The sequence below is a fragment of the Pleomorphomonas koreensis DSM 23070 genome (genome assembly GCF_000425185.1).
Taxonomy (GTDB): Bacteria; Pseudomonadota; Alphaproteobacteria; order Rhizobiales; family Pleomorphomonadaceae; genus Pleomorphomonas; species Pleomorphomonas koreensis.
This window is the reverse complement of sequence record NZ_KE384327.1, coordinates 230,235-243,634: the sequence shown is the minus strand read 5'-3', so window position 1 is coordinate 243,634 and position 13,400 is coordinate 230,235. Positions and strand designations below refer to the sequence as shown.

Genomic DNA, 13,400 nt, shown 5'->3' with positions numbered 1-13,400 from the left:
GGTAAGCATTCTCTGGGGCCTTCCAGGAGGCCGGTGCCGATCGCTGGCTGGCGGATCGGCCCGGTCGTCTGGCCAGTATCGGGGCAGACAACCGCCGCTGGAACATAAAGACCCCTTTCGTTCCCTTCTCGTTCTTGACATGCAATCGTATGTCCGTTTAGGTTGTGGTGGCTCGGGAGAACGAACGATGGTCACCCACGTCAGGACCGTGTGCTTTCAGGGTGTCGAGGCGACGCCGGTCGACGTTCAGGTCCACATGGGACCGGGCAAGGTGGGCTTCACCATCGTCGGCCTCGGCGACAAGGCGGTGACTGAGAGCCGCGAGCGGGTGCGGGCGGCGCTGGCCGCCTCCGGCCTGGCGCTGCCGGCCAAACGCATCACCGTCAATCTGGCGCCGGCCGACCTTCCCAAGGAGGGCAGTCACTACGACCTCCCCGTCGCCCTCGCCCTGATGGCGGCGATGGGCGCGCTGCCGGCCGACGCGCTGGCCGACTACGTGGTGCTCGGCGAACTCAGCCTCGACGGCACCATCGCGCCGGTAGCCGGCGTGCTGCCGGCCGCCATCGCCGCCAACGCCGAGGGGCTTGGCCTGATGTGCCCGCGCGCCTCCGGCCCGGAGGCCGCCTGGGCCGATGCCGACATGCCGATCCTGGCGCCGATCAGCCTGATCGCCGTCGTCAACCACTTCCAGGGCACGCAGGTGATGACCCGGCCCGAGCCCAAGGTGGCCGACGTCCTGGCGTCGCTGCCCGACCTCGCCGACGTCAAGGGCCAGGAAAGCGCCCGGCGGGCGCTCGAGGTGGCGGCGGCCGGCGGCCACAACCTCCTGATGGTCGGGCCGCCCGGCTCCGGCAAGTCGATGCTGGCCAGCCGCCTGCCGTCCATCCTGCCGGCACTGAAGCCGCAGGAGCTGCTGGAAATCTCGATGATCGCCTCGATCGCCGGCACGCTGGCCGATGGCCGGCTCAGCGACCGCCGGCCGTTCCGGGCACCGCACCATTCGGCGTCGATGGCGGCGCTGGTCGGCGGCGGCGCCCGGGCGCGGCCCGGCGAGGTGTCGCTCGCCCATCGCGGCGTGCTGTTCCTCGACGAATTGCCGGAGTTCAGCCCGGCGGTGCTCGACAGCCTGCGCCAGCCGCTGGAGACCGGCGACGTGGTGATCGCCCGCGCCAACAATCGCGTCGCCTATCCGGCCCGCTTCCAACTGGTCGCCGCCATGAATCCCTGCCGCTGCGGCCTCGCCGGCACGCCGGGCCACAGCTGCCGGCGCGGGCCGGCCTGCGCCGCCGACTACCAGGAGCGCATCTCGGGGCCGCTGATGGATCGCTTCGACCTCACCGTCGAGGTGCCGGCGGTGTCGGCGTCCGACCTGATCGGCGCGCGGCGGACCGGCGAGCCGTCGTCGGCCGTTGCCGCGCGCGTGGCCAAGGCCCGCGTCCTCCAGTCCGAACGTTACGCCGCCCTCGGCCTCGATGCGTCGGTCACCAACGCCACGGCGCCGGCCGCGGTGATCGACGGCGTGGCGGCGCCCGACGCCGCCGGCCTCGCCCTGCTCGGCCAGGCGGCCGAGCGGCTGTCGCTGTCGGCGCGCGGCTATCATCGCGTGCTGAAGGTGGCGCGCACGCTGGCCGATCTCGACGGCGCCGACGACGTCGGCCGCATGCACGTCGGCGAAGCCATCGCCTACCGCACCGGTCCCGACCGGCGGGCGCGGGCGGCCTGAGCGGCCACCCGACGAACAGGACGGCGCCGGCCGGCAAGGCCGGCGGATTTCGCCCGCTCATCAACCGATTGGCAACCTTGCCGGTCTAGCCTCTGCGGGTCTCCTCCGGACGGATGAGGCCGGCGGATGCCCAGCAGGGAACGCCGCTCGACCGCGCCGCACCCCGTGACGGATATGATCGGCCATTCAGAGTTCTCGCCCGACCCCTCGCCGCGCCCGGAGCCGTCGCCTGCCGGTCCGGCATCGGCCGCACGGCCGAAGTCTTTCCGGCTCCTGTCGCGGGTGCTGTGGCGGAAGGTCTTGTTCGCCGTTGCCGCCACGCTGGCGCTCGCCGCCGCCGCCGCCACCGTGCTGGCGCCGCTGGTCGCCGCGCCGCTGCCGGTGCTGGCCGGCTTCGCCGCCCTGCTCGGCGGCGCCGTTCTTTTCGAGGCCGGCCGCCGCGTCGCCCGCCGCGACCTCGGCCGCCTCTACGACGCCGCCGTCGGCCCGGCCGACGAGGCCGATGGCGATCTGGTCATCAGCCGCGACACGGCCGGTCGTATCACCTCCACCAATGCCGCCGCCACCGCCCGGCTCGGCCAGCCGCCCGGCGCCTTCATCGGCCTCGACTTCTCGGCCTTTGCCGCCGATCTCGCCGCCGGCGAGCTGTTCGCCGCCTCCGACGTCGCGGCGCGCGACACCCAGCGCGCCGACCCCTGGCGGCAGCTCCGCCGCCGTCTCATGGCGCTGGCCGCGTTGCCCGGCCACGCCCTGCTGCGCGAAGGCCCGAGCCGGCTTGCCGGCGACCTCCGCGTCGAGACCGTCGACGGGCCGCGCTGGTTCTCCTTCTCGGAAACGCCGATCGTCGAGAACGGGGTGGTGACCGGCACCCGCACGCTCGGCCGCGACATCACCGACCGCAAGGCCATCGAGGCGGCACTGGAGAAGACCCGCGATCAGGCCGAGGCGGCGAGCGCCGCCAAGAGCCGCTTTCTCGCCATGGTCAGCCACGAGATCCGCACGCCGCTCAACGGCATCCTCGGCATGACCGGGCTGATGCAGAAGACCCAGCTCTCCGCCGAGCAGCGGAGCTACGCCCGCGCCATCGAGACCTCCGGCGAGGCGCTGCTGACGCTGATCGAGGACCTCCTCGACTTCTCCAAGATCGAGGCCGGCCGGCTGACGCTGCAACCCGAGCCGACCTCGCTCGTCGCCGTCGTCGAGGACCTCGTCGAGTTGATGGCGCCGCGCGCCGAGATGAAGGGCATCGAGCTGGCCGCCTACATCGATCCGCGGCTCGACCTGATGGTCTACGCCGACCCGATCCGCGTCCGTCAGGTGCTGTTCAACCTCGCCGGCAACGGCATCAAGTTCACCGCCGAGGGCGGCGTCGCCATCGAGGTGCAGATGACCGACGAGACGGAGGGCGGCATTGGCGTCGCCTTCCTGGTGCGCGACACCGGTATCGGCATCGCCGAGGCCGACCAGCAGCGCATCTTCGGCGAGTTCGAGCAGGCCGACCCCGGTCCGGCCCGCGCCCACGGCGGCACCGGCCTCGGCCTTGCCATTGCCCGGGAGCTGACGCGGCTGATGGGCGGCGATATCCGGCTGGACTCGGCGCCCGGCGAAGGCGCCAGCTTCAGCTTCGCGCTGCGCTTCCCGCTGGCCGCCTCCCGGGCGGTGCCCCTGCCCGACGCGCCAGCCGTCCCGGTGGCTTCCGGTCCGGACGAACCGGAGGGCGACGCTTTCGGCGCCCGCGCCGCCCTGGCGCTGCTGGCCGCCAGTTTCGCGTCGCGGGCCGGCGAGCCGCCGGCGCCGCCGCCCGTCAGCGAGCGCCCCTTTGCCGGTCGCCGCATCCTGGTGGTGTCGCACGCTCTCATCGAGGGGCCGTTCCTGATCCGCCGCCTGTTCGACGCCGGCGCCGACGTGACGCTTGCCACCCAGAAGGACATCGAGCAGGAGGTGGTCGGCTCCTGGCGGCCGGACGCCGTGCTGATCGACGCCGCCGCCGGCGACCCGCTGGCGGTCATCGAGCGCATCCGTGCCTTCTCGGCGACGCCGGTCGGCGTGCTGATCACCGCCGCCGAGCGGCCGATGCTGCCCGAATTGCAGGCGGCCGGCTACGGCGCCTATCTGGTCAAGCCGGTCAGGGCGCGCTCGCTGGCCGCCGTCGTCGAAACGCTGCTCGGCCACGGCCAGTTCGCGGCCGCCGTGGAGCCGGTCATCGCCGAGCCGCCGGCGCCGACGCACCGCCTGTCGGTGCTGCTGTGCGACGATAACGAGATCAACCTGCTGCTCGGCCGGGCGCTTGTCGAGCGGGCCGGCCACGCCGTCACGCTCAGCGCCGACGGCCAGAAGGCGCTCGGCGCCGCTGCCGCCCTGCTGGCTGGCGGCGGCGGTTTCGACGTGGTGCTGATGGACCTGCACATGCCCGAGATGGACGGCATCGAGGCGGCGCGGCGCATGCGGGCGATGATTGCCGATCGCGACGGCCGCCAGCCGGTAATTGCCGCGCTGACCGCCGACGCACTGCCCGAGACGCGGGCGCGCTGCGAGGACGGCCTGTTCGACGCCTGGCTGGCGAAGCCGCTGCGGCCGGCCGACCTCGAGACGCTGCTGGCGGCGAGCGCCAGCGGCGACATCGCCCACGCCTCCTGAGGCGGCTCTTCGGCTCCCCTGGCGCCGTGGCCCGGATTGTTGCAGTCTTTCCGGACCTTCCGGGCGAGGACGCGGACATGCCCAAGCAGAACACCGTCTTCAAGGACGCCTACAACCGCTGCCTCAAGCTGCTGGTGCCGGGCGAGAGCCTGCCGTCCGAGCCGGAACTCGGCGATCTCCTGGGCGTGTCGCGCACCACCGTGCGCACCATCCTGTTCGAGATGGTGGAGGCCGGCCTCGTCGACTGGAACCGCCGCTCCAAGACGGTGCGGCGGCCGCCGCTCGCGGCGGATTTCTTTCCCGAGCACGAGACCAGTCCGCTGCCCGAGGTGATCGAGCGCGCCGTCATGAAGCGCGTGCTGGCCGGCCGGCCGGGCACGCCGATCAACGAGCTGGAGCTTGCCCGCGAGATCGGCATCGGCACCACCTCGCTGCGGGAGTTCCTGATCCGCTTCAGCCGCACCGGCCTGATCGAGAAGCGGCCGAACAGCCATTGGCAGCTCCGCGGCTTCACCCGCCGCTTCGCCGAGGAAGTCTGCGCGGTGCGCGAGCTGTTCGAGCCGCGATCGGTCGCCGCCTTTGCCGGCCGGCCGGTCGGCGATCCAGCCTGGGCCGACCTCACGGCGCTGCGCCGGGACCATCAGCAACTGCTCGCCGATCTCGACGGCCGCCATGCCGAATTCCCGGCGCTCGACGACCGGCTGCACCGGCTGATCGCCGGCGCCTCGGGCAACCGCTTCGTCGCCGATTTCCATGAAGTCGTCGCCGTGGTCCTCCGCCGTTGCGGCGAGAGCGCCGATGTCGGCCAGCGCCGGGCGGCGCTCCGCGAGCATCTCGAACTCATCGAGGCGCTGGAGGCGCGCCGGCCGGAGGCGGCGGAGGCCGCCTGCCGGCGCCATCTCGCCACGGCGCGGGCGTGGCTCGTGCGGTCGATGCCGGCGGAGCCGTGAGCAACGTCAGCCGGCGGAAACGCGGCAGCGCTGCTCTCCGAGCCCCTCGACGCTGAGGCGCATGAGGTCGCCGGCCTTCAGGAATTCCGGCGGCTTGCGGCCCATGCCGACGCCCGGCGGCGTGCCGGTGGTGATGACGTCGCCCGGATCGAGCCGCAGGAAGCGCGATATGTAGGCGACCAGCATGCGGACGCCGAACACCATGGTGGCGGTGTTGCCGCGCTGGCGCGGCGCGCCGTTGAGGTCGAGTTCCATGGAAAGCTTCTGCACATCGGCGATCTCGTCCGGCGTCACCAGCCAGGGGCCGAGCGGCCCGAAGGTGGGGGCGCTCTTGCCCTTCAGCCACTGCCCCGTGCCCTCCATCTGGAAGGCCCGCTCGGAGACGTCGTTGCACAGCACGAAGCCGGCGACGTGGTCGAAGGCATGCGCCTCGTCGACCTGCCAGGCGGTGTCGCCGATCACCACGGCGAGTTCCACCTCCCAGTCGAGCTTGGCGGCGCCCGGCGGGATCAGGATGTCGTCATAAGGCCCCGAAATGCAGTTGGGTGCCTTGCTGAACAGCAGCGGCTCGCGCGGCACCGTGCCGCCGGTCTCGGCGGCGTGGTCGGCGTAGTTCATGCCGACGGCGATGAAGTTGCGCGTGCCGGCCACCGGCGGCCCGAGCCGCGTGCCCTCCGGCACCAGCGGCAGGGTTTGGGGGTCGATACCGGCAAGCGTCGCCAGCGCGGTCTTCGACAGCGCCGGCCCGGCGAAGTCGGTGACATGAGCCGACAGGTCGCGGCAGCGGCCGGCGGCATCGACGAGGCCCGGCTTTTCGGCGCCGGCGGCGCCATGGCGGATCAGTTTCATGAGAAGCGTCCCGGAAAGAAGCGATGTCCGTTTCTACGGCAATTTCCGGCAAAGGGTGAGCCTTTTCCGCCCGGGCAACGGGACGGGCTTGCTGCCGATGCGCATCGTCGCCCGGCGGGACCGCCTTCTGGGCCGCGGCGAGGCGGGAGATTGTGATGTTATGCAACCTTCGTCTGGGTCCTGCCTCCGCCGTTTTCCGCTAGTCTTGGCGGGGCCGGCAGCCGCCGCCGGGATCGCACCGAACAGGGAGAGATCCGCCATGGAAGACGATGCACTGTTCCTGGGCTTCGATCTCGCTGCCATCGAGCCGGAGGATGGCGGCCCCGACCCCGATCGCGTCATCAAGGGCAATCCGCGCAGCCGGACCTGGCTGGTCGAGGAGCGGGCGGCGGAGAAGCTTTATGCCGGCGTCTGGGAATCGACGCCCGGCGCCTGGCGCGTCGCCTATGACGAATGGGAGTACTGCTCCATCGTCTCCGGCATCTCCATCGTCCACGAGACCGGCAAGGAAGCGCCGCGCGTGCTGAGGACCGGCGACAGCTTCATCCTGCGGCCGGGCTTCTCGGGCATCTGGGAGGTGGTGGAGACGACGCGCAAGCTGTTCGTGGTGCGCATGCCGTGATCGGAGCCGGCATTGAGCCGCAAGCGGCGCTCTCGGGCGGCCGGCACCGGGACGATCCGCCGGCCGGCGCCTGACATCTTGCACAAATGGAAACCGGGCGGCGGCTCGATGCCGCCGCCCTTATGCTGTCGCTGCTCGCGATAATCAGTCGAGCAGGCTGATCTCGACCGCTTCGCGTCCCTTGGGGGTCTCGACGATCTTCATGGCGACGCGCTGGCCGTCGGTCAGCGGACCCATGCCGGCCGACTGCAGGACGGAGATGTGGACGAACACGTCCTTGCCGCCATCCTCGCCGGCCACGAAGCCGAAGCCCTTCTCGGGATTGAACCACTTGACGGTGCCGTCGAGCGGCGTCGCCGACGACGTGTCGACCGACCGGCGCGGCGGGCGCGGGGCGCCGAAGCCACCGCCGCCACCACCAAAGCCGCCGCGATCGCCGCCGCCGAAGCCGCCACGATCACCGCCGAAGCCGCCACGATCGCCGAAGCCGCCGGGACGAGGAGCGCCGGGACGGGGCCCGCGCGGCGCCTGCGGCGTCGCGGTCGTCTCATCGACCTCAAGCACCTTGACGACCTGCTTGCCCTTGGCGCCCTGCGCCACCTGCACCTTCAGCGTGGCGCCGGGCGGCACGCTGTCGCGGCCGACTGCCTGCAACTGGCCGATGTGCAGGAAGGCGTCGCCCGAACCGTCGGTGAGCGCGGTGAAGCCGAAACCCTTTTCCGGGTTGAACCAGGATACCGTCGCCTCGACCACCGGGCCGGACGGCGGGGCGCTATCATACGGCGACGGGCCGCCGAAGCTGCGCGCCGGCCGTTCGGGACGAATGTCGAACGACGGCATCATGTCGTCATCAAATCCGCCACGCCGCCGCGGCGGGCGGAAGTCCTTACCCTTACCCATTCTGTCTTCTCATCTCCGCCAAAATATAGCTCCAGACCGATGCCCGCGGAGAGCTGCATCGAGCCAGTTTGTTTCTAGAGAGCTATTCCACCGCAGAATTCGTCGTTTATCCGGCATGCCGCGCCTTCGCCTCGGCAACGACTTGCCAGCCCGCCCGCACTTCAGAACCGCTCCGCCCCCAGTCTTATCACAGATATTGGGGTTTTTGCTGCTTGAAAATCGCGCCGAAGGCGCCCCGACGGTCATTTTTTGCGTTTTTTTACGTGCTTGACGCACCCTGTGCGCCGCCAAAAGTCGCGACTACACATCGAATCGACCGGGCCGGCGCTACGCCGGCCGGACAGCAAGACATCCGGCACCGCCGGGCGGCGGCCGGCCGGCTGATCGAATCGCCGGAGCCGCGGCGCGGCGCTCCGCCGCAAGATTAGAACCTTTCCGGACAGCTGTCCAAAAAAGTCCTCCACCGCCCTTGAAGGCGGGGGAGGACGGGGCCACTTCGATATCGTTGCCCGGAACCTCGAAGGAACACTCGGAAAGGGAAGAAGAATGAGAAGCTGCGTGATGAGGCCCGGCTTTCATCCGCTGTCCATCGCAGCGATGATCGTCGGCTTCGTGATCTTCTGGCCGATCGGCCTCGCTGTACTTGCCTATATACTTTGGGGGGATCGCATGCGCGCCCGCTGGAACGACCTTCGCCCTGACCTCGAGCGCGCCGCCCGCCGGGCCGGCTTCGAGCGCGGCGGTTTCCGTAACTACCGCGCCGGCGCCACCGGCAACACCGCCTTCGACGCCTATCGCGAGGCCGAGCTGAAGCGCCTCGAGGAAGAGCGCGCCGCGCTTGACCGGATGCGCGACGAGTTCGACGAGTTCCTCGCCAACCTGCGCCGCGCTAAGGATCAGGAAGAGTTCGACCGCTTCAAGGCGAGCCGCAACCCGGCCAGCTGACCCGGCGTCCCGATCGGGGTCTGATCCGGGTCCCTCCACGACCGGCAGGCCATGAGGCCCCCGCGCTCTGAGGCGCGGGGGCTTTTTCGTGCCCGGCGGCGCCGCTAGACTTCCCCCATGCCGATTCGCCTGCCTTTCCTGCGGCCGCCCGAGCGCCAGCGCTCGGCGCCGTCGAGCTTCCCGATCCTCGCCGGCGACCGCATGGTGGAGGTAACGGTGCGGCGGAACGTCCGCGCCCGCCGCTACGTGCTGCGCCTCGACCGCAAGGGCGACGGGGCCGTCGTCACCATACCCCGGCGCGGCTCGCTCGCCGCCGCCAAGGCCTTCGTCGCCGGCCATGCCGCCTGGATCGCCGAGCGGCTGGCCGCCCGGGCCGCGGTGCCGGAGGTGCCGGCCGAACTGGCGATCCGCGGCGTCGTGCATCGCGTCGTCTCCACCGGTTCGCCGCGTGGCCGCGTCCGCCTGCTCGTCGAGGACGACGGGCCGGCGATCGAGGTGCCCGGCGAGGCGCCGCACGTCCGCCGCCGCCTCGCCGATTTCCTGAAAAGGGAGGCGCGCGCCGACCTTGCCGCCGCCGTTGCCGCGCACGCGGGCACGCTCGGCGTCAGGCCGACGGCGATCCGCCTGAAGGACACCGCCTCGCGCTGGGGCTCGGCGTCGCCGAAGGGCGAGCTGGCCTTCTCCTGGCGGCTCGTCATGGCGCCGCCCTTCGTGCTCGACTATGTCGCCGCCCACGAGGTGGCCCATCTCCGCGAGATGAACCATTCCGACCGCTTCTGGGCGCTCTGCGAAAGGCTGTGCCCGGCGACCGCCGCCGCCAAGGCCTGGCTGAAGGCGAATGGCAACGCCCTGCATCGCGTGCCGTAAGCCACGAGCCGACAGAGGTCCGGCCTCCCGGAATCTCCTCGGCCAAGGCGAGCCCGGACGGGCGACGGCCGGTCGGGGCACAGCCGCCGGCAATTCCGTCCGACAGGGCGGAATGCCCAGCGCGGAAGAAAGCCTCAGTTGCCGAACAGTCTTTGCAGCAGCCCCTTTTCCTCGGGGCTGGCCTCGGTCACCGGGATGTCGGCCGGCGGCATCGGCTGGGCGCCCGGCAATTGCGGTCCCTGCATCGGCAGGCCGTCCGTGTCGGCGAAGCTGGTGCCGACATTCTGCGGCGGCGGCACCAGCTCGACGCCCGGCAGCGGCCGGGCCGGCAGGCCGCGCACCGCCTCGATCATGAAGCGGTTCCAGGTCAGCGCCGTCAGCGCGCCGCCGGTCGCCTTCTTCGTGGGCGAATTGTCGTCGTTGCCGAGCCAGACGCCGGCGGTCAGGCCGTTGACGTAGCCGATGAACCAGGCGTCGCGGAAATCCTGGCTGGTGCCGGTCTTGCCGGCCGCCGGCCGGTCGGAAAGCAGCGCCTTCTGCCCGGTGCCGTCGGTGACCACCGCCGACAGCATGCGGTTCATGGTGCCGACGGCGACGTCGGAGATCACCCGCCCCGGACCGGAGCCCTGGCGGTGGAACAGCACCTTGCCGTCCTTGGTGCGGATGTCCTCGACGAGATAGGGGATGATGCCCCAGCCGCCGTTGGCGAACGGCACGTAGGCGGCGGTGATCTCCAGCGGGGTCACCTCGCCGGTACCGAGGGCGATCGACGGGTTGTCGTGGAGCTGGCTGACGATGCCGACCCGGCGGGCGGTCTGCACCACGTTGGCCGGCCCGAGCAGGGCGGTGAGGCGGGCGGCCACCGTGTTGAGCGAGCGGGCGAGCGCCGTGGTCAGCGTCACCGGACCGAGATACTCGTTCTCGTAATTCCTGGGCGACCAGCCGTTGATGCTGACCGGCTCGTCGACGACGATCGAATCGGGCGTGTAGCCGTGCTCGACGGCGGTGAGATAGACGAAGGGCTTGAAGGCCGAACCGGGCTGGCGTCGCGCCTCGATCGCCCGGTCGAACTGGCTCGTCGCGTAGTCGCGGCCGCCGACCAGCGCCTTGACGGCGCCGTCGTTGTCGACGGCAACCAGCGCGCCCTGGCTCGCCTTGTACTTGACGCCTTCCTTGTCGAGCGTCGTGCGCACCGCCGTTTCCGCCGCCGCCTGCAGGCGGGCGTCGATGGTGGTGGTCACCACGATGTCTTGGCGGTAGCGGGCAACGTAGCCGGGCAGGAGGTCCATCACCCAGTCGGCGACATAGTTGGCGGCCGAGCCGTTGCGGGCCGGCGAGGGCGGCGCGCCGACGGCGGTCGCCTTGGCCGCCTCGGCGGCGCTGACATAGCCTTCGTCGACCATGGCGGCCAGCACCACCTTGGCGCGCTCGGCGGCCAGCTCCGGCGAGTTGGTCGGCGCGTAGCGCGACGGCGCCTTGAGGAGCCCGGCGATGGTGGCGGCCTCGGCGAGGTTCACCTCGCGCGCCGACTTGCCGAAATAGCGCCGCGACGCCGCGTCGACGCCATAGGCGCCGGCGCCGAGGTAGACGCGGTTGAGATACATCTCAAGGATCTGGTCCTTGGAGAAGCGCCATTCCAGCCACAGGGCGAGCACCGCCTCCTGCAGCTTGCGTTCCAGCGTGCGGTTGGGTTGCAGGAACAGGTTCTTGGCCAATTGCTGGGTCAGCGTCGAGCCGCCCTGCACCACCGAATGCGACAGGAGGTTGGTGACGAGCGCCCGCGACAGGCCGATCGGGTCGACGCCGAAGTGGTAGCGGAAGCGGCGGTCCTCGACGGCGATCACCGCCTCGGGCAGGAAGGGCGACATGTCCCTGAGCGCCACCTCCTCGCCGCCGGTGTCGCCGCGGTTGGCGATGATCGTGCCGGAGGCGTCGACGATCTCGACGTTGGGCGGCCGGGCCGGCACCTTCCAGTCGTCGATCTGCGGCATGGTGGCGACGGTGTAGCCGATGACGCCGGCAACGCCGATCAGCCCCCAGATGCAAAGCACGGCGCCCCAGTAGACGAGGCGGCCGACAAGGCCCATGCCCGAGCGGCGGCTCGCCTTGCGCCGGCGGCCGGAGGATTTGCGGCGGCGCTGCGGCTCGTCGGTCATCTCCGCCTCCTCGCCCTCTTCGCCGGTGAAGCGCGGCTCGACCCGTTCGGAGCGCGGCCGGCCGCTGCGCGAATTGGGCAGGCTCCTCGGTGGCGTGAAGCGGTCGCCGTCGCGTGCCGAGAGGTCGCCCTCGCGCGACGGCGCCTCGAATGTCGGTTCGGCCCGCTCGCGCTTCTGGTTCCGCCTGTCGCTCCGCATCGTCCGCCGTCACCTTCGCCCATCGGCCCGTGGAACATCCGATCCACCCTAAATGCGGCGGTTTAAGGGGGCGTAAAGGATGACGGCTGCCAGCCCGAAGCCGTTGAGCGTTCGCCCCGGCGTCGCAAGCCGGGCTATCGCCCGGACCCATCCGGAGGTTCCACCTCCGGACCTCCGGCTGTCTTGAAAAAAGACGGGATGCCCGCCGGCGCCCGAGGCGGCAAGTCCATCCCTCGGTTGACTTTGACTTGCAACGCGCTGCAAATGGCCGGGCGCGACGGTCCTTCCTCCCGAGGAGGAGGGCGAAAGAGGGAACGCGGGAACCGGGGAGAGCCCGGCGAGCCGCGGCTGCCCCCGCAACTGTCAGCGGCGAGCCGGATGCCTCCGCGCCACTGGTCGGAAGACCGGGAAGGCCGTATCCGGCGGCGAACCGCGAGCCAGGAGACCTGCCGCCGCGCCAACGTCGACACCGCCGGTGGGGCGGGAAAGGACCCGATCATGACGTTTCCCCCGGCCGCTGCCGGCCGCTCGAAGATTCCCGTCACCATCGTCACCGGCTTCCTGGGCTCGGGCAAGACGACGCTGATCCGCCATGTGATCGAGCGGGCCACCGGCCGCCGCCTCGCCCTGATCGTCAACGAGTTCGGCGACGTCGGCGTCGACGGTGACATCCTGAAATCCTGCGGCGCCGCCGACTGCCCGGAGGAGGCGATCGTCGAGCTGGCCAACGGCTGCCTCTGCTGCACCGTCGCCGACGATTTCCTGCCGGCCATCGAGGCGCTGACGGCCGGTGCCCGCCAGCCCGACCACATCATCGTCGAGACCTCCGGCCTTGCCCTCCCCAAGCCGCTGATCAAGGCCTTCGACTGGCCGGACGTGCGCGCCCGCCTCACCGTTGACGGCGTGGTGGCGGTGGTCGACGCCGCCGCCGTGGCGGCCGGCCGTTTCGCCGACGACCCCGAGGCGGTGCTGGCCGCGCGGCGGGACGACCCGTCCGTCGACCACGACAACCCGCTGGAGGAGGTCTACGAGGACCAGTTGCTGGCCGCCGACCTGGTGGTGCTCAACAAGGCCGACCTGTTGACGCCCGACGAACTCGACCGGGTGGCCGGCGGCATCGCCACGGCGTTGCCGAGAGCGGTGCGCCTGTTGCCGACCTCGGAAGGGGTGATCGCGCCGGAGGTGCTGCTCGGCATTGCCGCCGCCGCCGAGGACGACCTCGCCGCCCGCCCGAGCCACCACGACGGCCTGGGCGAGCACGACCACGACGATTTCTCCACCTTCGCCGTCGACATCGGCGCGGCGACCGATCCCGACAGCCTGGTCGACCGCCTGCGGGCGGTGGTCGAGGCGCACGACATCCTGCGCGTCAAGGGTTTCGTCGAGATCGCCGGCAAGCCGATGCGCCTCCTGGTGCAGGGGGTGGGCAACCGCTTCCGCCATGCCTTCGACCGGCCCTGGCCGGCCGGCGCGCCGCGCCGTGGCAAGCTGGTGGTGATCGCCGAGAAGGGCGTCGACGAGGCAGCCGTCCGCGCCGCCCTCGCCTGATCCTC

Annotated in this window: 10 protein-coding genes and 1 riboswitch; of the genes, 7 read left to right on the top strand and 3 right to left on the bottom strand. The window is 71.2% G+C overall.

The genetic code is table 11. The annotated features are described in order from the left end of the window. Positions 1-187 precede the first annotated feature (187 nt). From H512_RS0121195 to H512_RS0121185, 3 genes are all read left to right on the top strand, one after another. Complete coding sequence (locus H512_RS0121195; RefSeq protein WP_026785105.1) at positions 188-1,723, top strand: YifB family Mg chelatase-like AAA ATPase; 1,536 nt, start codon at positions 188-190, stop codon at positions 1,721-1,723. Between the two features lie 300 nt (positions 1,724-2,023). Then, entirely contained in the window at positions 2,024-4,360 is a 2,337-nt protein-coding gene (locus tag H512_RS25400; protein WP_156899601.1) for an ATP-binding protein, read from the top strand. A 77-nt stretch (positions 4,361-4,437) separates the two neighbouring features. Next, positions 4,438-5,310, top strand: a complete 873-nt coding sequence (locus H512_RS0121185; protein ID WP_026785104.1) for a GntR family transcriptional regulator — start codon at positions 4,438-4,440, stop codon at positions 5,308-5,310. A 6-nt stretch (positions 5,311-5,316) separates the two neighbouring features. Here the strand turns inward: H512_RS0121185 and H512_RS0121180 are convergent, their stop codons facing one another. Next, positions 5,317-6,159: a fumarylacetoacetate hydrolase family protein gene (locus H512_RS0121180; RefSeq protein ID WP_026785103.1), complete on the bottom strand. Its 843-nt coding sequence runs from the start codon at positions 6,157-6,159 to the stop codon at positions 5,317-5,319. A 259-nt stretch (positions 6,160-6,418) separates the two neighbouring features. Here H512_RS0121180 and H512_RS0121175 point away from each other — a divergent pair, with 259 nt between their 5' ends. Beyond that, positions 6,419-6,781, top strand: coding sequence for a cupin domain-containing protein (locus tag H512_RS0121175; protein ID WP_036793078.1), 363 nt, complete (start codon positions 6,419-6,421; stop codon positions 6,779-6,781). Positions 6,782-6,925: 144 nt separating this feature from the next. Here H512_RS0121175 and H512_RS27795 read toward each other — a convergent pair whose 3' ends face one another. Further along, positions 6,926-7,681 carry a cold-shock protein gene (locus tag H512_RS27795; protein WP_026785101.1) on the bottom strand — a complete coding sequence of 252 codons (756 nt, stop codon included), beginning with the start codon at positions 7,679-7,681 and terminating at the stop codon, positions 6,926-6,928. Positions 7,682-8,242: 561 nt separating this feature from the next. On the opposite strand from H512_RS27795, the gene H512_RS0121165 reads away from it, so the two are divergent. Further along, the gene (locus H512_RS0121165; protein WP_245585476.1) at positions 8,243-8,626 is read left to right on the top strand and encodes a DUF2852 domain-containing protein; all 384 of its coding nucleotides are present in this window, start codon (positions 8,243-8,245) and stop codon (positions 8,624-8,626) included. Between the two features lie 117 nt (positions 8,627-8,743). Then, entirely contained in the window at positions 8,744-9,493 is a 750-nt protein-coding gene (locus H512_RS0121160) for a M48 family metallopeptidase (RefSeq protein WP_026785099.1), read from the top strand. A gap of 134 nt (positions 9,494-9,627) precedes the next feature. Here the strand turns inward: H512_RS0121160 and H512_RS25395 are convergent, their stop codons facing one another. Then, positions 9,628-11,847: a transglycosylase domain-containing protein gene (locus H512_RS25395; RefSeq protein WP_036793076.1), complete on the bottom strand. Its 2,220-nt coding sequence runs from the start codon at positions 11,845-11,847 to the stop codon at positions 9,628-9,630. A 261-nt stretch (positions 11,848-12,108) separates the two neighbouring features. After that, positions 12,109-12,315: riboswitch (cobalamin riboswitch) on the top strand. 30 nt (positions 12,316-12,345) lie between these two features. On the opposite strand from H512_RS25395, the gene cobW reads away from it, so the two are divergent. After that, positions 12,346-13,395, top strand: a complete 1,050-nt coding sequence (gene cobW, locus H512_RS0121150) for a cobalamin biosynthesis protein CobW (RefSeq protein WP_026785098.1) — start codon at positions 12,346-12,348, stop codon at positions 13,393-13,395. Positions 13,396-13,400 lie beyond the last annotated feature (5 nt).

Coding starts and splice junctions, on each gene's coding strand:
- H512_RS0121160 (WP_026785099.1), top strand. CDS start 8,744: ATGCCGATTCGCCTGCCTTTCCTGCGGCCGCCCGAGCGCCAGCGCTCG.
- H512_RS25395 (WP_036793076.1), bottom strand. CDS start 11,847: ATGCGGAGCGACAGGCGGAACCAGAAGCGCGAGCGGGCCGAACCGACA.
- H512_RS0121195 (WP_026785105.1), top strand. CDS start 188: ATGGTCACCCACGTCAGGACCGTGTGCTTTCAGGGTGTCGAGGCGACG.
- H512_RS0121180 (WP_026785103.1), bottom strand. CDS start 6,159: ATGAAACTGATCCGCCATGGCGCCGCCGGCGCCGAAAAGCCGGGCCTC.
- H512_RS0121185 (WP_026785104.1), top strand. CDS start 4,438: ATGCCCAAGCAGAACACCGTCTTCAAGGACGCCTACAACCGCTGCCTC.
- H512_RS0121165 (WP_245585476.1), top strand. CDS start 8,243: ATGAGGCCCGGCTTTCATCCGCTGTCCATCGCAGCGATGATCGTCGGC.
- cobW (WP_026785098.1), top strand. CDS start 12,346: ATGACGTTTCCCCCGGCCGCTGCCGGCCGCTCGAAGATTCCCGTCACC.
- H512_RS27795 (WP_026785101.1), bottom strand. CDS start 7,681: ATGGGTAAGGGTAAGGACTTCCGCCCGCCGCGGCGGCGTGGCGGATTT.
- H512_RS0121175 (WP_036793078.1), top strand. CDS start 6,419: ATGGAAGACGATGCACTGTTCCTGGGCTTCGATCTCGCTGCCATCGAG.